The following is a 19,021-nucleotide window of genomic DNA, read 5'->3' as shown; positions in this document are numbered from 1 at the left end:
GGAGCGCTCATGCTGAAAGCGATGCTCAGCGAAGCCTGGCTGGCGATGGGCGCCAACCGCCTGCGCACGGCGCTCACCATGCTCGGCATGGTGATCGGCGTCGGCGCCGTGGTGATCATGATCGCCATTGGCCAGGGCGCACAATACGCGGTGCAGCAGACGATCAGCACCATGGGCTCGAATCTCTACATCGTGCTCTCCGGCTCCTTCACCGCCTCCGGCGTGCGCAGCGGCTCGGCCGGCGCGCCGTCGCTGAACGTCGCCGACGCCGAGGCGATGGCCGAACTCGACGGCGTTGCCAACGTTTCGCCGACCCACCAGGGCACGCGGCAACTGGTTTACGGCTCGCAGAACTGGAGCACGCAGGTCATCGGCTCGACCCCGGAATACCTCGAAGCGCGTGCCTGGAACATCGTCAACGGCGCCTCCTTCGGTGACTCCGACGTGCGCTCGGCGACGCGCGTCGCGATCATCGGCAAGACGGTGGCGGAAAACCTGTTCGGCGCCGACGACCCGGTCGGCAAGACCATGCGCATCCAGCAGAACCCGTTTGTCGTCATCGGCGTGCTCGGCAGCAAGGGCCAGAATCTCGATGGCCGCGACCAGGACGACACCGTGATCATTCCGCTCACCACCGCCCAGCGCAAGGTGTTCGGCACGCCCTTCCTGGGTTCGGTGCGGATGATCATGGTCCAGGCCGACAGCGCCGAATCGATGCCCAAGGTCGAAGCCGGCATCACGTCCCTGCTGCGCCAGCGCCATCGCCTGCGCGAAGGCATGCCGGACGATTTCTTCATGCGCAACCTGTCGGCCGCCGCCGAATCCGAAGCGGCGACGACGCGCACGATGTCCATCCTGCTCGGCGCGATCGCCTCGATCTCGCTGCTGGTCGGCGGCATCGGCATCATGAACATCATGCTCGTCTCGGTCACCGAACGCACCCGCGAAATCGGCATCCGCATGGCGATCGGCGCGCGCCAGAAAGACATCCTGACCCAGTTCCTGCTCGAAGCGGTGATGATCTCCTTCGCCGGCTGCCTGCTCGGCCTGCTGCTTGGCCTGGGCATCGCGCTCGGCATCAACGCCTTCACCGGCATGGTCATCGTCATCTCGGGCAGCGCGGCGCTGGTCGCCTTTGCCGTTGCCGCGACGGTCGGCATCTTCTTCGGCTGGTACCCGGCAAAGAAGGCGGCGCAACTTGATCCGATCGAGGCGCTGCGCTATCAGTGAGGAATGCCGGCAGGGAAGGCTTGCGGCGCGCTGTCTAGCGTACCTTTTGGCGATAACTGCGGGTCTTGTGGTAATCGTTCTTGACCGAATACATCATGGCATCGGCAACGGCGATCACTTCATCGGCAGTTTGTTGCGGTTCGGCGGAAGCCCAGCCCACGCTTGCCGAAACGGTCAGGCCACCCCCCGGGATGCCGGACAGGATGCTGCTCAGTTGTTGACCTGATGCAGCCAGTCGCTCCGGAGCCAGGCCCGGGCAAATCACCGCAAATTCGTCGCCGCCCAGTCGTCCGCAAATCCATCCGCGGCTACTGATCAGATCGATCAGACGGCGAGCGACCTCGCGCAGGGTCGCGTCCCCGGCGGCATGGCCGAAATTGTCGTTGACGGCCTTGAATCCATTGAGGTCAATCAGCATGACGCCCAGCGGCTGATCCGAGGTCGAACGCTCCTCCAGGGCGGCTTCCAGTTCGTGGTACAGGCCACTCCGGTTAAGGAGGCCGGTGAGCGCATCGGTTCTCGATGCGGTTTCGGCCAGCAAGCGGGCGCGATGCATTCCCCTGAGGATAAATATGAAATTGGCCAGGGAAAGAATGAAAGCCACGCTCTGAGCGAGGCGCAAGCGCGATACTGCGGCGATCGACTCATGTTCAAGCTCATTGGTGAGCTGGTTCATGACGTCGAGAATTTCTCCATTGCGTTCGCCCATGTAGCGGGAAAAATTTTCCATATCCACGGGCTCGCTTGGTACCTTTGGCCAATCGGCGAGCCAACCGGATGCTTCACCGACCAGCAGCGCGGCCTTGCCCTGGACTCTTTCAAGCTGGACCGGCCGACCATCGCCTCCGCTTGTTTCACCTCCCTCGGCAAAGGCCGACAAGGTACGACGAAAAGTGAGGTAGGCCTGGGCAAGCTCGCTGGCGGACTCCGCTCGCTGCATTTCGCTGCGGCTCGGGTTGCTCGCAAGCAGTGCTGCCTTGGTGATGCGCTGCGACAGCATCCGTTGCCGTCCCGCCAGGTTGATTGCTACGGCATCCTTTTCGACTTGCCGGGCAATGCTGTAGCTGAAGGCAAGTGTGCCGAAATCAAGTACGACAAAGGTCGCGACTGCCAGGGCAAGATGATTTTTCATTGAAGCCTCGCCAGGACTATTTACTGCCAGTGTAATGCAAAGAGCTCCTGTGCATGTTCGGCGTGGCATGCACCGGTGTGGTCCGCGCGATCGTAGCGGTCGACCATGAAAAAAGCCGGGAATTCCCCGGCTTTTTGATTTGCAGCGAACTCCTCGTTCAGATCACCAGCTGCGTCCCCAGTTCCACCACCCGATTGCTCGGAATATGGAAGAAGTCGCTGGCGCTGGTGGCGTTTTTCGACATCACGGCAAACAGGCGGCCGCGCAGTGGGCTGAATTTGCGGGCGAGCGAGGGGACGATGGTTTCGCGCGACAGGTAGAAGGTCGTTTCCATCAGGTCGAAACGTTCGCCGAAGCGCTTGCACTGCTCCAGCGCACCCGGCACGTCCGGGCTTTCCATGAAGCCGTAGCGGATGATCAGGCGCTTGAAGCCCTTGTGCATCTCGTGCAGGTAGATGCGGTCCATGTCGTTGACGTGCGGCGTGGCCATGGTTTGCACGGTGACCAGCACGACGCGTTCATGCAGGACCTGGTTGTGCTTGAGATTGTGCAGCAGGGCGGGCGGCACGCCGTCCTTGGCACTGGTCATGAACACGGCCGTACCCTGGATGCGATGCACGTCGTCGATGGAGTGCAGGAAGTCTTCCATCGGGATGCTCTGCTTGGCCATTTCTTCCGACACCAGCTTGCGGCCGCGCCGCCAGGTGGTCAGCACGGTGAAGGAGACGAGGCCCATGGCGAGCGGGAACCAGCCGCCTTCGGGGATCTTGATCGCGTTGGCGGCGAAGAAGGCGATATCGACGGCAAGCAGCGAGCCGGCGACGAGAACGATCACTATCTTGTTCCATTTCCACATCAGCAGCATCACGAAGGCGACCAGGATGGTGTCGATCAGCATCGTGCCGGTAACGGCAATGCCGTAGGCCGCAGCCAGATTGGAGGAATTCTTGAAACCGATGACCAGCGCGACCACGGCCAGATACAGCGACCAGTTGGTGAAGGGCACATAGATTTGGCCTTCTTCCATGCCCGAGGTATGGATGATCTGCATGCGCGGCAGCAGCCCCATCTGGATCGACTGGCGAGCCACCGAGAAGGCGCCCGAGATGACCGCCTGCGAAGCGATCACGGTGGCCATGGTGGCGAGGAAGACCATCGGCACGATGGCCCAGTCCGGTGCCAGATGGAAGAACGGACTTTCGATCGCTTCCGGCTCGACCAGCAGCAGTGCGCCCTGGCCGAAGTAATTGAGGACCAGCGCCGGCATCACGAAACCGAACCAGGCTAGGCGGATAGGAAAGCGGCCGAAGTGCCCCATGTCGGTATAGAGCGCCTCACCGCCGGTCACCGCGAGCACGACCGAACCGAGGGCGAGGAAGGCAAGGCCGGTATGAGTGACGATGAAATAGATCGCGAAAATCGGGTTGAGGGCTTCGAGAACGTGCGGGTTCTGCGCGATCTGCATGATGCCGAGCGCGCCGAGAATGCCGAACCAGGCGACCATGACCGGGCCGAAGAACATGCCGACGGTGCCGGTGCCGCGCTTCTGGATGGCGAACAGGCCGGTCAGGATGGCGAGGGTGATCGGGATGACGTAGGGCTTCAGGGTCGGCGTGATGATTTCCATGCCTTCGACTGCGGAAAGCACCGAAATGGCCGGCGTGATCATGCTGTCGCCGTAGAACAGCGCCGCCGCGAAAATGCCAAGCAGGGTGACGATCCACGACAGGCGGGGATTCTTGGCGCGTTCGGTGACCAGTGCGAGCAAGGCGAGCGAGCCGCCTTCGCCGCGGTTGTCGGCACGCATGATGATCGCCACGTACTTGATGGTGACGAGCACGATGATCGACCAGAAAACCATCGACAGCACCCCGAGAATGTTTTCCGGGGTGACCGGAATCGGGTGATGGCCGTTGAAAATTTCCTTGAGGGCGTAGAGCGGGCTGGTACCGATGTCGCCGAAGACGACCCCGATGGCGGCGACGGTCAGAGCCGGCAGCGCTTGGCGTTGATGCATGATTTCCCCTGAGGCGCCTATGGCGCTTGAATATTATGGTATCGGCCGTCGCTGCGGCATTTGCGGGCGGAGCCGAAGCCGTCAATCTAGCACTTTGCCGCGGGCTTGGGCGCAGCTCCGGGGCGGTTTGCCTAGGCGATGGTGCGCCGCCGCAACAGGTGGTTCACGATGAAGCTCAAAACCACCTCCGGATGCTGGTTGACCGCCGTGTAACGCAGGCGGGCAATGCCGCGCTCCGGTTTCGAGCTGGATGGCCGCACCTCCAATACCTCGACCTCGCAATGCAGCGTATCGCCCGGCCGCACCGGCGCCAGCCAGCGCAATTCGTCGATGCCCGGCGAACCGAGGCTGGATTCGGCCAGGATGCCGCTCTGGATGAACAACCGGAAGCAGATGGCGAGGCTCTGGAAACCGCTGGCGATCAGTCCGCCATAGGGCGAATTGGCCGCCGCGTTGGCATCGAGATGAAAGGCCTGCGGATCGTAGCGCCAGGCAAAGTCGATGATTTCGGCTTCAGTCAGCGTCACGCCCGGCGTGGTGAATTGCTCGCCGGGGGCAAGGTCGTCGAGGTAGCGGGTATCCATGTTGTTTTCTCCTGGGCGACTGGGCGCGGCGCTCTCTATGGTTCATGCCGGCTCAGCCACTTTGCCGTGATCTCGTAGAGTTTTTCGGGGTTGAAGGGCTTGGCCAGGTAATCGTTCATGCCGGCCTCGAAACAGCGTTGCCGATCTTCGGCAAAGGCGTTGGCGGTCATCGCGATGATCGGCAGATGCCGGGTTGCCGGCAACTGGCGGAGTTGCCTTGTTGCTTCCAGACCGTCCAGGTGGGGCATCTGCATGTCCATCAGGACCAGCGCGTAAGGGGTTTTCTGTACCCTAGCGATGGCTTCGATGCCATCTGCGGCTGTTTCCACCGTCAATCCGACATCTTCCAGAAGCATCTGGGCAACTTCCTGATTGATCGGTTCGTCATCGACGATCAGTATTCTGGCGCTGGCGTGGCGTTCGCGCAGCAGGGTTTCGGCATTGCCGGGCAGCATGCCCTCTGGTGCCGCATCCGTCCCGCCTTTCTTCAGCCGGGCGGTAAGCCAGAAGGTGCTGCCGACGCCGGGGGTACTTTCGACCCCGGCTTCGCCGCCCATTATCTGCGCCAGGCGCTTGGTGATTGCCAGGCCCAGTCCGCTGCCGCCGTAATTGCGCGAGATCGTGTTGTCCGCCTGCTCGAATGACGTGAACAGGCGGGGCAGGGTTTCCGGCGCAATGCCGATACCGGTATCCTCGACCTCGAAGCGGAGCAGGACGCTATCGGCCGCATCTTCGACAACCCGTGTGCGTAGTGTGACGCTTCCCTTGTCGGTGAATTTCACCGCGTTGGTTGCGTAATTGAGCAGTGCTTGCTGCAGGCGGGCGCTGTCGCCCCGCAGTCCGGTCGGCAGCGCTTCGTTGTCGATGATCAGGGACAGCCCCTTTTCGCTGGCCCGCTCGTTGAGTATCGAGGCAACGTTGGCGCTGACAGAGCTGATGCTGACGTTGCTTTCCTCGATTGAGAACTTGCCGGCCTCGATCTTGGAGAGGTCGAGGATGGCGTTGATCAGTTCGAGCAGATGATGGCTGGCGGTGTCGATCTTTTCCAGGCGCTTGCCCTGTTCCGGCGCGACGCCCGCTCGCCGCATCAGATTGACCATGCCGATGATTGCGTTGAGCGGCGTACGGATTTCGTGGCTCATGTTGGCGAGGAAGCTGCTCTTCGCAATATTGGCCGCCTCGGCAGCCGCCTTGGTCTTTTCCAGTTGCCCGGTGCGCGTCGCAACGATTTCCTCGAGATGGTCGCGGTGTCTTTCAAGCTCGGCCTGGGTCTGTTTGAACGAAGAGACATCGGTTATCAGCACGTAAAACCCGTCGACCGTCTCGCCATGGCGGTCCGGAATGTAATTGATCAATGCATCGAAGCTGCGTCCGCTGTCCGGTATCGTGATCGAGTGCTCGAAGGTTTGCGGTTCGCCACGCAGCGCCGCCTCACAGCGGGGCCGGTTGAGTTGATAAAACGCCTCTCCGGTCACCTCGCTGATATGTTTGCCCGCCATTTGCGCCGACTCGACGCCGAAGCGTTTGGCGTAGATGGAATTGGCAAAGCGGTTGTGCAGGCTCTTGTCCCAATAGCCGATCATTGCCGGCATATTGTTCAGGATCGACTCCAGGTCGCGCTCGCCCCGTTTGCGATCGCTGACGAAGCGGTTGATCGCGTCAACCAGGATGTCGATTTCATCTGGCGCTTTGCCTGTGGCCTTGCGGTCGATGACCAGCCTGGGAACATCCTTGCTATTTCCCTGGCGGGTCAGCACCTCCGCGAGTTGATGCAGATGCCGGGTGATCATCCGGTAAACGATGGTGAAGAGCAGCAGACTGACCCCGATGATCTTGAGGATGTCCATGAGCACCAGGGTTTTCAGCGTATCGACAAGTTGGGCGTTAACCTGTGCGTAGGATTCCGAAATGTGCAGGAAGCCGATGGTTTGGTCGCTGCTCGGGGCCAGGATCGGCAGGCTCCATTCCTTGTCGGACGGGGCGGTGAAATCCGCCTGGCTGATCTCGACGACCGTTTTTTCGAGATCCCGCACCTCGGCCCGGGCCAGCGAGCCGGAGCGGACCATGCCGGAAAGCTGCGCGTTCAGGCCGGCAATGTCGTATTGCCAGAGCGCGATGGAAATTGCCGGGAGGCTTTGCGCCGCCGCCGTGTGGGCATTGGCGTGGGCGGTCTCCAAGGCCTTGCCGCGCTCATGTACCACGCTGAACAAGGTGGCGACGGAGAACACGGCAAAACTGGTCAACATCACCCGCAGCAGGATCTTGATGGCGAGAACCGAGCCGCGCAGGGAGCCTTTGCCGCGGATTTTCATTTTTTATCCCAAATGCCGCTGTAGGCGGCCTCGACCGCCTGTGTGGCTTCAAACTTGCCGTAAGTCGTTTGCAGCAATTCGGTGGTGACCAGGATCGGCTTGGACTGGAAGCCGCTCGGCGGAAATCCGGCAAAGGCCCGATTCAGTTCGTCGGCCAACTGATAACCGTGCAGTTTCAGCGGTTCGGCCACCGTCGCCGCCTGCTGGCCGATGCCCGAGGCGATCCGGCCGAGTGCCTTGAGGGAGCCGTCGCCGGCCGAGACATTGACGATGTCGGTGCGGCGTGACGCGATCAGCGGATAGTTGATTTCGTCGAAATAGGTATCGTTGATCGCCAGGCTATAGGTCCATGCCGCGCCATGCTTGCCGGCCAGTCGGGCAACAACGGCGGGGATTGCTGCAGCTGCGGCCGAGATGGCGACGTTTTCGACCGCGAGGACCTGGCAGGCGCTGTAGCCCGGGCAATTCTCGAGGGCCTTTTTCATTGCCGCCGTCTTGGCATTGGCCACCGCATACTGCGGATCGTTGAAGATGACCACGCCGACCGGGCGCTGTCTGGCCCTGGCGTCACGAATCACGTAATCGGCGGCGATTTGCGCCACATCGAGCGGCTGGGTCGAAATATTGGTGAATAGATCGGGGGTCGGGCCGGGCTCTTTCGCCGCATGCCAGCCGACCAGAACGATCCGGCCTTGTTTGGCGCTGGCGACTTCGGCGCGAAACTCGCCCGGGTCGAAGCCACCAATGACGATCCCGTCCGGACGCGCCGCAATTGCTTGCCGCAGCAGGCTGGCCTGGGTGCTCTTGCTGTCGTTGCCATTTTTGAGCTGAACCTGCCAGCCAAGTTTTTTGGCGGCTTCCTCAAATCCCCGGTAGGTCCCCATCACACCGCCATTCCGGTAATCGGAAGCAATGAATACGAGCTTTTTCCCGACCTGGGCGGCCGGGCCGGGCGGGGGCTGTTGCCGCGATTCCTGGGCAGTCGCGGCAGCGCAACTTAAAGCCAACCAGAGGAGGAAAACGCAAGATGCTTTTTTCACGGCAAATCCATGTCAAGCCATTTCCCGAATGTACGCTACAGCAAGGTCTGCTTTCAAGGCAGATGGCGTGCTTTTCGACAATCCGGCTGGTTTGCTGCGAACAAAATATGTGCCACGCAAAAGGATCTTGGCGATTTGGGAACAAATGCGGGCGCCGGGGCGCAGTCTGACGTCACCACGAGCAGACTATAACGGTGCAGGATGCGCCAGGCCAGTTGCCGTTTGTCCCGTGCTCGGCAAGTGCCTCATGCCGACTAAGCAGGCGTTGCGCAAGTGTTTGGGCATGGTGGGAAAATCGTGCTTTGGAGGAGGTTGACCGCTGCCCTCGATTTATTGCCGCGCATGCAACCCCTGATGAAACAACTAAGCAACCGACTAAGCCGCCAAACTACGGCGGCTAAGTCTCTGCTTATCCCCGGCCCTCCCCTTGTCCCCCAAGGGGACTTCCTGCGGGCGTCAGGGGAGGGAGATGGACGGCGCGATTGGGGGCTCCTCCCCTGAAAAGGGGAGGTTGGGAGGGGTTTGGGGCCAGGTGAAGCGATGCTGATGCCCGAACATATGACCATTCAAAGAGCGTGAACAGCCTCTAAGTCGTTTCATCAGGGGTTTTACAGACGTATCAAGTAAAGCCGCAGCCTGATTTCGTGATTTTCGGAAGAGCGTGCACAGCCGCTTACGGATTCTGGCATTCCTGGATGGTGTCGTCGTGGCCGCGGCCGCAGGGGGTGAAGGCGCCGGTCAGCGGGTGCGGCGTGCCGACGTCGTCCATTTGCGCGGCCAGGGTTTCCCAGAAAATGACGCCGGAGCGGTCGAGTTTGACGCGCAGCAGCCAGCCGCGCTGCGCCTCCGGGTAGTCGAAGCCGTCGAAGACGAAATTGCCCAGGCTGTAGATGATCGGCCGGCCCTGGTAGCTTTCGGCGCCTTGCGTGACGTGTGGGTGGCCGCCGACGACGAGTGCGGCGCCGGCGTCGATCATCTTGCGCGCCAGTTGGCGTTGGCGTTCGACCGGCTTGCCTTCGCGTTCCCAGCCCCAGTGCATGAAGGGGATGACGAGGTCGGCACCGGCCGCCTGCGCGGCGCGGATGTCGGCGATCACCTGGTCGTCCTCGCTCCAGGCGACGCCGGGCCAGTCGGGGCCGGCTTCGAAGCTGCGCGGCTTGAATTCGTTGTAGGCGAGGACGGCGATTTTCAGGTCGTTCTTGTTGATCCACAGCGGCTGGTGCGCTTCGGTCAGATTGAGGCCGCCGCCGAAGCGGGCGATGCCGGCCTGGTCGAGGTGGTTCAGGGTTTCGCGGAAGGCGTCGCGGCCGTAGTCGCCGGAGTGGTTGTTGGCGAGCGCCACGGCGTCGAAGCGCCCGGCCAGCACGCGCAGCGCCTCCGGTTTGGCGCGGAAGCTGTAGATCTTGTTGGCGTAGGGCTCGCCGCTTTCGCCGACCGGGCATTCGAGATTGGCTATGCGGTAGTCGGCGGTCTTGAGGATGTCGGCAAAGGGGGCGAGCGGGTCGCCGCCGGCGGCGATCAGGCGGCCGGGGCCGTCGTCGAGCATGATGTCGCCGGCGAAGATCAGGGTGAGCGGTTCGGCATGCAGGCTGGCGGCGCAAAACAGGGCGGCCGCAGCGGTCAACCGTTGAAAAAGCCTCATTTTGCTGCTCCCGGCTGGAACTCGCACCAGTATTGCAGCTCGCCGTCGCGCAGCGGTTCGTAGACGTAGTTCAGGCCGCTGAAGCCGTAGGCCGGCAGGTTGACCGGCGGGTAGGCGTGGCTGGCCTGGTGGATCAGGCTCGGGCCGCTGTCGAGGTCGGCGTAGGTGTAGAGCTTGATGCCGGCGAGTTCGACCGGTTCGTCGCGGACGACGATGCGAAAGCGGAAGAATGAGCCGATCTGCGTTGCCGGCTCGGCGTAGGGTGCGGCGCTTGGCTGCGCGCTGAGGGTCTGCGTCGTGCCGCCGTAGGTGACATGGCAGAGCACGCTCGCCGCCGAGGCCGGCAGGGCGAGCAGCAGGCCGGCGAAAAGTGCGGCGCGGCGCACCGCGAACTCAGCGCGGCCGGGCATGGGTGACGGGCTGCAACTGGATGTCGAGCGGCTGTTCGGTGAGCGGTGCCGGATGCGGGCGGGCATTGGCGAAGAGCAGGCGGCCGGCCTGTTCGATGCGGGCAATGACGCTGACGCGTGATTTCTTGCCGAGCAGGTCGCGGTCGATGCTGGTCTGGAAGCCGATCGGCACCTGCTGGCCGGCGAGGTCGATGCGCTGTTCGGCGAGTATGCGCTTCCCGTCCTGGACGCGGATGATGAGCACCGCGTTGGGCGGCAGGGCGCTGCGCTGGCGGTAAGTGACCTGGCCGGCGATGTCGATGAAGCTGCTCACGGCAGCCGGGGCGCTGCTTGCTGCCGGCCGGGCCGGGGCGAGGTCGCCGCGGCTGCAGCGGCGGCGGTTGCCCTTGCTGTCTTCGACGACGGCCGTGTCGTCGCGCAGGTGCAGCAGGATGATCTCGTTGCGGTAGAGCGCGCCGGAAGCAGCCGGCACCTGCGGCAGGGTGATCGCCTCGTCGGCAAAATGCAGCACGGCGAGCGGTCGACCGTCGGCGGCGGTCGAAAATGCGATTTCGATGCGGCTGTCGTTGTCGCAGGTATAGGCAGTGCGTTCGCCGCTCTGGGCGAGGGCGGCAAAGGGCAGGCAGAGCAGGGCAAGCAGGGGGGCGAAGCGCAGGTTCATGGGGCAGTCTGGTCGGGGGTGAAGGTTTGCCACTGGCCGTCGATCAGGCCTTCAATGGGCGAGAAGCCGGATTTGTAGGCCATTTTGCGACTTTCGGCAATCCAGTAGCCGAGATAGAGGTAGGGTAGGCCGAGGGTGATGCATTGCGCCGCCTGCCACAGAATGTTGTAGGTGCCGAAACTGGCGCCTGGCAAATCCGGGTCAAAAAAGGTGTAGACCGAAGAGAGGCCGTCGTCGAGCACGTCGATCAGGCTGACCATGCGGACGACGCCGTTTTCGGTGAATTCGATCAGGCGCGTGTCGACGCGGCTTTGCAGCAGGAACTGGGCGTACTGGTCGTGGCTGTCGTCGTCCATGCCGCCGCCGGCATGGCGGGTCTGCTGGTAGCGCTGGTAGAGCGCGTAATGCTCGTCGATAGCGATCAGCGGCAATTCGCGCGCGACCAGGCCGGCGTGCTTCTTGAGGGCGCGGCGCTGGCTGCGGTTGGGTTGCAGCTCGGCCACCGGCAGGCGGACCGGAATGCACGCCTTGCAGCCGTCGCAATGCGGCCGGTAGGTGAAGATGCCGCTGCGCCGGAAACCCTTGCGGACCAGCGTGCTGTAGATCTCGCTGTCGATCAGGTGGGCCGGCGTCGCGACCTGCGAACGCGCCTCGCGGTCCTCGAGATAGCTGCACGGGTAGGGCGAGGTGGCGTAGAACTGGAGCAGCGAGAAGGGCAGTTCGGCGTCGTCGGGCTGGGCCATGGTTTACCAGTCAAAAACGGCGTCGACCGCCGACCAGCTCTGGCGCGGCGTGGCAACAGCAGTCAGGGTGCTGACCCCGGCCAGGAAGTCGGCGCGCGGAATCTCGCGCCCGCCGAGCGAGGCGAGGTGCTCGGTGCGCATCTGGCAGTCGATCATGCCGAATTCTCCCCTTCGCAATTGGCGGATCAGGTGGGCGAAGGCGACCTTGGAAGCATCGGTGCGGTGCGCGAACATCGACTCGCCGTAGAACATGCGGCCGATCGCCAGACCGTAGAGACCGCCGACCAGTTCGCCTTCTGCCCAAGTTTCGACCGAATGCGCCCAGCCGAGTTCATGCAGCCTGATGTAGGCCTCCATCATTTCTTCGGTGATCCAGGTGCCGTCCTGACCGGGGCGCGGCGTACTGGCGCAGCCCGCCATGACGCCGGCGAAATCATGGTCGAAGCGGACCTCGAACTTGCCGCTGCGCAGCGTTTTCTGCAGCGAGCGGTGCAGGCGGAACTCGGCGGGAAACAGCACCATGCGCGGGTCCGGGCTGTACCAGATCGGTTCGCCTTCGACCGTGCCCCACGGAAAGATGCCGCGGCGATAGGCGTCGAGCAGACGATCCGGGCGCAGATCGGCACCGACCGCGAGCAGGCCGCCCATGTCTTCGCGGGCCTGGGCGACCGGGGGAAAAGGGTCGTGCGGGCCGAGGAAGGGGATCATCGCGAGCGGGCGTTCAAGCGGCGTTGCGCGGCGCCGGGTCCTGCCGGGTGAGCGGGCGTACCTGTTGTTCGAGACGGATCTCGCAGGCCGGATCGCTACATTCCTCGTGCTTCTTGAAGGCGATCACGTGGTCGGCGTCGAGCCGGATGCCGATCTTTTCGCCGAGCGCGTGGTTATGGTGCGAGGGAACCAGCGACAGCACCTCGCTGCCGCTCGCCAGGCGCAGCGTGTAGAGAATGTCGGCGCCGCGAAAGGCCTTGTGCAGGACTTCGGCCTGTACCGGGCTGGCATCGTCGTGAACGATGTCGTCCGGGCGTAGCAGGATATCGACGCGGCAGCCGCGATCGCAGGCCGAACAGGATTCGTTGCATTCGACCGGCGTGTCGGACACCAGGCTGCCCAGTTCCATGTGCACGCTGTTGTTATCGCCGACCGTGCCGGCGAGCAGGACACCCTGGCCGATGAAATCGGCGACGAAGCGGTTGGCCGGCCGGTGGTAGAGGTTGTAGGGCACGTCCCATTGCTGGATGCGGCCTTCCGACATGATGCCGATCTCGTCGGCGATGGCGAAGGCCTCGTGCTGGTCGTGGGTCACCATCACGGCGGTCGACCCCTCGCGTTTGAGGATTTCGCGGACTTCGACCGAAAGCCGCTCGCGCAGGCCGACGTCGAGGTTGGAGAAGGGCTCGTCGAGCAGGATCAGTTCGGGCCGCGGCGCCAGGGCGCGGGCCAGGGCGACGCGCTGCTGCTGGCCGCCGGAGAGTTCGTGCGGGTACTTGTCGCCCTGGCCGGACAGGCCGACCGTGGCGAGCAACTGGCGAACGCGCAGTTGCACGTCTTCGGAGGGCTTGCGCCCGAGCCCGAAGGCGACGTTCTGGGCGATGCTGAGGTGGGGAAACAGCGCGTAATCCTGGAAGACCATGCCGATCCTGCGCTTTTCCGGCGCCAGGCGCTGGCCGGCCCGGCTGACCACCTCGCCATGCAGGCGGATCTCGCCGCCGGCGATTTCCTCGAAACCGGCGATGCAGCGCAGCAAGGTGGTCTTGCCGCAGCCGGAAGGTCCTAGCAGGCAGGCGATCTGGCCGGCCTCGAGGCGAAAGTCCACACCATCGACGACGGTCTGCCGACCGTAGCGTTGCACGACGCCATTTAGTTCAAGTTGAGCCATAGCGGCCGATTATAATTGCCATTCACAGCCATGCGTACAGCCCATTCCTCCCCCCTGCTCCTGATCGGTCTCGTCGTTGCCTTGCTCGCCGGCTTGCCGGTGGCCAGCGTCGGCCTCAATCTTTTGCTCGGCGGTACGTCGGAGACCTGGCTGCATCTGGTGCATACGGTGCTGCCGGATTACATCCTCAATTCGCTGTGGCTGTGCCTCGGCGTTGGTTGTGGTGTCGGTCTGGTCGGCGTCGCGACGGCCTGGCTGACCGCGATGCACGATTTTCCCGGGCGGCGCTTCTTCGAATGGGCGATGGTCCTGCCGCTGGCCATGCCGGCGTATGTCATGGCCTATGTCTATACCGATTTCCTGCAGTTCGTCGGGCCGGTGCAGACCGCCTTGCGCGAGAGTTTCGGCTGGGCGCACGGCGACTACTGGTTCCCGGATATCCGGACGCTGCCGGGGGCGGTGCTGATGTTCGTCTGTGTGCTTTATCCCTACGTCTATCTGCTCGCCCGCACCGCCTTCATCGAACGCGCCAGCGGCATGCTGGAAGCCGCCCGCACACTGGGCATGGGGCCGTGGCGCGCCTTCTTTGCGGTGTCGCTGCCGCTCGCGCGGCCCGCCATCGTCGCCGGCATCGCGCTCGCGTTGATGGAAACCCTGGCCGATTACGGCACGGTGGCCTATTTTGCGGTCAACACCTTTACAACCGGCATTTACCGCGCCTGGTTCTCGCTCGGCGACCGCGTCGCCGCCGCCCAGTTGGCCGCGATGCTGCTCGGTTTCGTCCTCTTCCTGCTGATGGCCGAGCGCACCTCGCGCGGCCGTGCCCGCTATCACAACACCACCGGCCGCAACCGGCCGCTCGCCGGTGCCCGGCTCGGCGGCTGGCCGGCCCTGTTCGCCATTCTTGCCTGCAGCCTGCCGCTGCTGCTCGGCTTCGTGCTGCCGGCGGTTTTGCTGCTCAAAATGGCGTTGACCGAGGGCGATGCCCAGTTCGGCGAACGCTTTCTGATCCTGGCGCGCAACAGCTTCGTGCTGGCCGGCGCGACCGCCCTGATCGGCGTGCTGATCGCGCTGCTGCTCGCCTATGGTGCCCGCTTGTCGAAATCGGCATTGGCCGCCGGCCTCAATCGCCTGGTTGGCCTCGGCTATGCGGTGCCCGGCGCGGTCATCGCGGTCGGCGTGCTGATCCCGGTGACGCGCCTCGACAACTGGCTGGCCGGGCAGTGGACGAGCTGGTTCGGTTATAACCCCGGCCTGTTGCTGACCGGCGGCATCGCCGCCCTGATCTACGCCTACCTGGTGCGCTTTCTCGCGGTGGCGCTGCATACCGTCGAATCGAGCCTAGCCAAGATCACGCCAAGCATGGACGACGCGGCGCGCAGCCTCGGTCTCGGCCAGGGCGAGACGCTACGCCGCGTGCATGCGCCGCTGCTGCGCGGCAGCCTGTTTACGGCCGGCCTGCTGGTCTTTGTCGATGTGATGAAGGAGTTGCCGGCGACGCTGGTGATGCGCCCGTTCAATTTCGATACGCTGGCGACGCAGGCCTACACGCTGGCTTCCGACGAGCGCCTGGCAGAAGCCTCGACGGCGTCACTGGCCATCGTTGCGGTCGGTTTGCTGCCGCTGATCGCCTTGTCGCGCCAGATTTCCGCTTCGCGCCGGGGCGCTTCGGGCAGCGCTGCTACCTGATATTGCGGCCGCTTTTCCAGAAGCTGCTCTTGCCGGCTTCCGGTTGGGCGGCAGGGGCCGCAGCTGCCGCGGCAGCCTGTTCCTGCTCTTCGTTGTAACGCAGCATATCCATGGTCAGCAGATTGGTGTCGGTACCATAGCTGCGTCCGATGTCGATGTTTTCGATGATGTCGAAGTCGGCCGGGTCGATCGGTGCCGGGGTTCTTGCCGGGGGGCTCATCTCCAGCGGCGGCAGTTCCGGATTTTCCAGTTGCAGATCGGGGGCGGCCAGTTCGGGCTCTGCCGGTGCGGAGATGCTGGCCGGGGATGAAGTCGCGGAACTGGTCAGCTCGAGGGGCGGCAACTCGTAGGTCGTGGGTGCTGCTTCCGCGATGGCTGGCGGTTCCGGCTTCTCCATCGGCGTCATTTCGAGCGGCGGCAAATCGGGTTTGGGCGGGGCGGGCGGCTTGGCGGCCTGCACTGCCGGTTTTTCCGCAACCGGCATTTCCAGTGCTGGCAATTCCTGTGTTTTGCCGCTGGCAAGAAATTCGTGGCTGATCTCCAGGCCGTCCGGGATGCGTGCACCGTGCTCGAGCAGCAATGTGATGATCGCCCGCTGCCGGGTGCGCACGGCCAGTCGCAGGGGCTGGCTGGGACCGTCGCCGCCGCGGGCATTGATATCGGCGCCGCGTCGGATCAGTTCGGCGACAATTTCCGGCTTGCCGGCAAAGCAGGCGGTGCGCAAGGGCAGCCCGGAGTGGCCGTGAATGTCGCTTTCCTCGATATTGGCGCCGGCATCCAGTGCATTGATGACGGCACTCAGGCTGCCGCTGCGGATGGCGGCAACCAGTTCACTCGTAGTCAAAGTTTTGCCTGACATTTCCCGTTACCGTTGTTGCTCAGAGGGGAAAGTCTATGCGATTGCGCTGTCTTTGGCGAGTTGTGGGCGCGCTCAGCGGAAGCCGGCCCGATCGTAGATGATCTGTGCCTTGGCCTGGTACATCGCCAGATTCTTGATCGGCAACTTGTCAGCCTTGAACTTGCCGAGCGAGTCGAGGGCGGAATTGGCGATTTTTACGTTGTTGACCGCTGGCCACTCGTTATTGCCATCGGCGAAATAGGCCTGCGCCTCATCGGAGGCCAGATATTCGAGAAAGCGTACGGCTGCCGCCTTGTTGGGGGCGGTCTTCAGCATGCCGCCACCGGAAACGTTGATGTGGGTGCCGCTGGTTTTCTGGTTCGGCCAGACGATGCCGATCTTTTCCATGGTCTTGACGTCTTCCGGCTTGGTTGAGCGCAACAGGCGGGCGACGTAGTAGGTGTTGGAGACGGCCACGCCGCATTCGCCGGCCGAAACCGCCTTGATCTGGTCGGTATCGCCGCCCTTGGGGGCGCGGGCAAAGTTTGCCACCATGCCTTTGGCCCATTCCTCGGCCTTGGCTTCGCCCTGGTTGGCAATCACCGAAGCCATCAGCGACAGGTTGTAGGGGTGGGAGCCGGAGCGCGAGCAGAACTTGCCCTTCAGCTTCGGATCGGCAAGGTCGTCGTAATTCTGGATATCTTCAGCCTTGACCGTGGCCTTGTTGTACACGATGACGCGCGCCCGGGTCGAGAAGGAGAACCAGTCTTCGGTACGCAGGTGGGCCGGAATGCGCGACTCCAGTATTTTCGAGCTGACCGGCGCAAACAGGCCGAGTTCGTGCGCCTTGGCCAGGCGGGCGGCATCGACGGTGAGGAAGATGTCGGCCGGGCTGTTGCTGCCTTCGTTGCGGATGCGTTCCAGCAACTCGTCTTCCTTGCCTTCGATGCGGTTGATCTTGATGCCGGTCTGCTTGGTGAAGTTGCTGTAGAGCGCTTCGTCGGTCTGGTAATGGCGGGCCGAGTACAGGTTCAGTTCGGCGGCCTGGGTGGTGCTGGCAAGCAAGGCCAGGGCGGCGAAGGATAGGGGCAACTTCATGCGGCAATCTCCTGTGATGGCAAAACGATCCGGTAAGACTCGCAGTCTATGCGAATGAGAATGGTTCTTGCAAGCAGGCGTAAAAAAAGCGGCTTGGCCGCTCATGTTTTCTTGGTTGTCGCTACGACTCAGTTGTCGATGATGCGACGCGCACCGTTGTAGCGCTGCATCCAGTAGCTGTTTTCCATGTTCTCGACGCGGACTTCGGCGCCGGTGCGCGGTGCGTGCAGGAAATGGTTGTCGCCGAGGTAAATGCCGACATGCGAGAAAGTGCGGCGCATGGTGTTGAAGAACACCAGATCGCCCGGCTTGAGCTGGCTGGAGTCGATGCGCTGACCGACTTCGCTCATCTCCTTGGCGGTACGCGGCAGGGAAGCGCCAACGCTGTCCTTGAATACAAGGCGGACAAAGCCGCTGCAATCCAGGCCGCTATCCTCGTCGTTGCCACCCCAGCGGTAGCGTACGCCAACCAGTTTGAGTCCCTGCAGGATGACATCCTGAGCGACGTTGGTGTAACGTTCGAAGAAGGACTGCTGCTCTTCCTTGCGAATCTGCTCGGCCGCGCAGGCCGAGGTGATTCCGCCGGTGAACAGTGCGGAAGCAAGGAAAAGGGTAGCTAAAACTTTTTGCATAGCGGCGAAATGTATTTGAAAAACAGTCTGCTGTAAAGATGCGGTAAAAACGACGGCTGCAACTATGTTCATAATCCGTAATTATGAATACAATTTATTTCCCGAAAACCGAGGAGCACCATGGATTCCTTCAAGGCACTGCTGATTGAAGAACGCGACGGCAAAGTCACTAGCGATTTTGTCCGGATGGACGAGAGTCGGCTTGACGCCGGCGAAGTCACCATCCGGGTTGCCTACTCCAGCGTCAACTTCAAGGATGCGCTGGCGGCGACGGGATCCGGCAAGATCATCCGGCGCTTTCCCTGCGTCGGCGGCATTGATCTTTCGGGAACGGTGATCAGCAGCAGCGACGCACGTTTCAAGCCGGGTGACCCGGTCATTGCGACCAGTTTCGATATCGGCGTCGCGCATCATGGCGGTTACGCCGAGATTGCCCGCGTGCCCGCGGCCTGGGTTGTGCCGCTGCCGGCCGGTCTGTCGCTGTTCGAGGCGATGGCGCTGGGTACGGCCGGCTTTACTGCGGCGCTCGGTATCGTGCGCATGGAAGAAAACGGCCTGCGCCCCGAGAAAGGTCCGGTCATCGTCACCGGAGCAACCGGCGGTGTCGGCAGTCTGGCGGTCGATATGCTGGCCAAGATCGGTTATCACGTTGTCGCGCTGACCGGCAAGGAAAGCGAAGCCGATTACCTGCGTAGTCTCGGCGCGGCCGAGGTGATGCTGCGCCAGAGTCTAGACCTGACCAAGATTCGCCCGCTCGACCGCGGCCGCTGGGCCGGTGCGGTCGACAATCTGGGCGGTGATGTTCTGGCCTGGATCGCCAGCACCATGGAGCAGGGCGGCACGATTGCCAGCATTGGTCTGGCCGCCAGCATGTCGCTCAATACGACGGTGGCGCCGTTCATTCTGCGCGGCGTTTCGCTGCTCGGCATCGATTCGGGCTATATCCGCGAGCCTTATCGCAGCGGCGTCTGGCAGCGCCTGGCAAGCGACCTGCGGCCGCCGCACCTGGCCTCGATGGCGCGGCGCATTGCCTTCGCAGAGCTGCCGGCCACTTTCGTTGAATTCATGGCCGGCCAGGCCAAGGGTCGCGTCGTCGTCGAACTGGCCGGTAGCTGAG

Annotated in this window: 17 protein-coding genes; 3 read left to right on the top strand and 14 right to left on the bottom strand. The window is 63.1% G+C overall.

The window, feature by feature from the left end; translation table 11 throughout:
* The first annotated feature begins 9 nt into the window (after positions 1-9).
* Positions 10-1,230, top strand: coding sequence for an ABC transporter permease (locus KIG99_RS04450; RefSeq protein WP_226459043.1), 1,221 nt, complete (start codon positions 10-12; stop codon positions 1,228-1,230).
* Between the two features lie 34 nt (positions 1,231-1,264).
* Here the strand turns inward: KIG99_RS04450 and KIG99_RS04445 are convergent, their stop codons facing one another.
* The 11 genes from KIG99_RS04445 to KIG99_RS04395 form a co-directional block, all read right to left on the bottom strand.
* Positions 1,265-2,362 carry a diguanylate cyclase domain-containing protein gene (locus KIG99_RS04445; protein ID WP_226459042.1) on the bottom strand — a complete coding sequence of 366 codons (1,098 nt, stop codon included), beginning with the start codon at positions 2,360-2,362 and terminating at the stop codon, positions 1,265-1,267.
* A gap of 157 nt (positions 2,363-2,519) precedes the next feature.
* Complete coding sequence (locus KIG99_RS04440) at positions 2,520-4,379, bottom strand: potassium transporter Kup (protein WP_226459041.1); 1,860 nt, start codon at positions 4,377-4,379, stop codon at positions 2,520-2,522.
* Between the two features lie 131 nt (positions 4,380-4,510).
* A complete protein-coding gene (locus KIG99_RS04435) occupies positions 4,511-4,963 on the bottom strand; it encodes a MaoC family dehydratase (protein ID WP_226459040.1) in 453 nt (150 codons plus the stop codon).
* 35 nt (positions 4,964-4,998) lie between these two features.
* Positions 4,999-7,275, bottom strand: a complete 2,277-nt coding sequence (locus tag KIG99_RS04430; RefSeq protein ID WP_226459039.1) for a PAS domain-containing sensor histidine kinase — start codon at positions 7,273-7,275, stop codon at positions 4,999-5,001.
* Positions 7,272-8,315 carry a substrate-binding domain-containing protein gene (locus KIG99_RS04425; RefSeq protein WP_226459038.1) on the bottom strand — a complete coding sequence of 348 codons (1,044 nt, stop codon included), beginning with the start codon at positions 8,313-8,315 and terminating at the stop codon, positions 7,272-7,274. Before KIG99_RS04425 ends, KIG99_RS04430 begins: the two co-directional genes overlap by 4 nt.
* A gap of 673 nt (positions 8,316-8,988) precedes the next feature.
* A complete protein-coding gene (locus tag KIG99_RS04420) occupies positions 8,989-9,957 on the bottom strand; it encodes a CapA family protein (RefSeq protein ID WP_226459037.1) in 969 nt (322 codons plus the stop codon).
* Entirely contained in the window at positions 9,954-10,367 is a 414-nt protein-coding gene (locus KIG99_RS04415; RefSeq protein ID WP_226459036.1) for a hypothetical protein, read from the bottom strand. The genes KIG99_RS04420 and KIG99_RS04415 overlap by 4 nt, the downstream gene beginning before the upstream one ends.
* Positions 10,351-11,028 (bottom strand): YbaY family lipoprotein, encoded by a 678-nt coding sequence (locus KIG99_RS04410; RefSeq protein ID WP_226459035.1) that lies wholly within the window; start codon positions 11,026-11,028, stop codon positions 10,351-10,353. Before KIG99_RS04410 ends, KIG99_RS04415 begins: the two co-directional genes overlap by 17 nt.
* Positions 11,025-11,771, bottom strand: coding sequence for an arginyltransferase (locus tag KIG99_RS04405; protein ID WP_226459034.1), 747 nt, complete (start codon positions 11,769-11,771; stop codon positions 11,025-11,027). The genes KIG99_RS04410 and KIG99_RS04405 overlap by 4 nt, the downstream gene beginning before the upstream one ends.
* A gap of 3 nt (positions 11,772-11,774) precedes the next feature.
* Positions 11,775-12,479, bottom strand: a complete 705-nt coding sequence (aat, locus tag KIG99_RS04400) for a leucyl/phenylalanyl-tRNA--protein transferase (RefSeq protein WP_226459033.1) — start codon at positions 12,477-12,479, stop codon at positions 11,775-11,777.
* Positions 12,480-12,492: 13 nt separating this feature from the next.
* The gene (locus tag KIG99_RS04395; protein ID WP_226459032.1) at positions 12,493-13,647 is read right to left on the bottom strand and encodes an ABC transporter ATP-binding protein; all 1,155 of its coding nucleotides are present in this window, start codon (positions 13,645-13,647) and stop codon (positions 12,493-12,495) included.
* A gap of 30 nt (positions 13,648-13,677) precedes the next feature.
* Here KIG99_RS04395 and KIG99_RS04390 point away from each other — a divergent pair, with 30 nt between their 5' ends.
* Positions 13,678-15,336 carry an ABC transporter permease gene (locus tag KIG99_RS04390; RefSeq protein ID WP_226459031.1) on the top strand — a complete coding sequence of 553 codons (1,659 nt, stop codon included), beginning with the start codon at positions 13,678-13,680 and terminating at the stop codon, positions 15,334-15,336.
* Here the strand turns inward: KIG99_RS04390 and KIG99_RS04385 are convergent.
* The 3 genes from KIG99_RS04385 to KIG99_RS04375 form a co-directional block, all read right to left on the bottom strand.
* Entirely contained in the window at positions 15,329-16,180 is an 852-nt protein-coding gene (locus KIG99_RS04385; RefSeq protein WP_226459030.1) for an ankyrin repeat domain-containing protein, read from the bottom strand. The genes KIG99_RS04390 and KIG99_RS04385 overlap by 8 nt on opposite strands.
* Positions 16,181-16,267: 87 nt before the next feature.
* Entirely contained in the window at positions 16,268-17,272 is a 1,005-nt protein-coding gene (locus tag KIG99_RS04380) for a Fe(3+) ABC transporter substrate-binding protein (protein ID WP_226459029.1), read from the bottom strand.
* A gap of 128 nt (positions 17,273-17,400) precedes the next feature.
* Positions 17,401-17,904: a C40 family peptidase gene (locus KIG99_RS04375; protein WP_226459028.1), complete on the bottom strand. Its 504-nt coding sequence runs from the start codon at positions 17,902-17,904 to the stop codon at positions 17,401-17,403.
* Positions 17,905-18,024: 120 nt separating this feature from the next.
* Here KIG99_RS04375 and KIG99_RS04370 point away from each other — a divergent pair, with 120 nt between their 5' ends.
* A complete protein-coding gene (locus KIG99_RS04370) occupies positions 18,025-19,020 on the top strand; it encodes an oxidoreductase (protein ID WP_226459027.1) in 996 nt (331 codons plus the stop codon).
* Position 19,021 lies beyond the last annotated feature (1 nt).

It is taken from the genome of Quatrionicoccus australiensis, from assembly GCF_020510425.1.
GTDB lineage: Bacteria > Pseudomonadota > Gammaproteobacteria > Burkholderiales > Rhodocyclaceae > Azonexus > Azonexus australiensis_A.
This window is presented reverse-complemented; position numbering and strand designations above follow the sequence as displayed.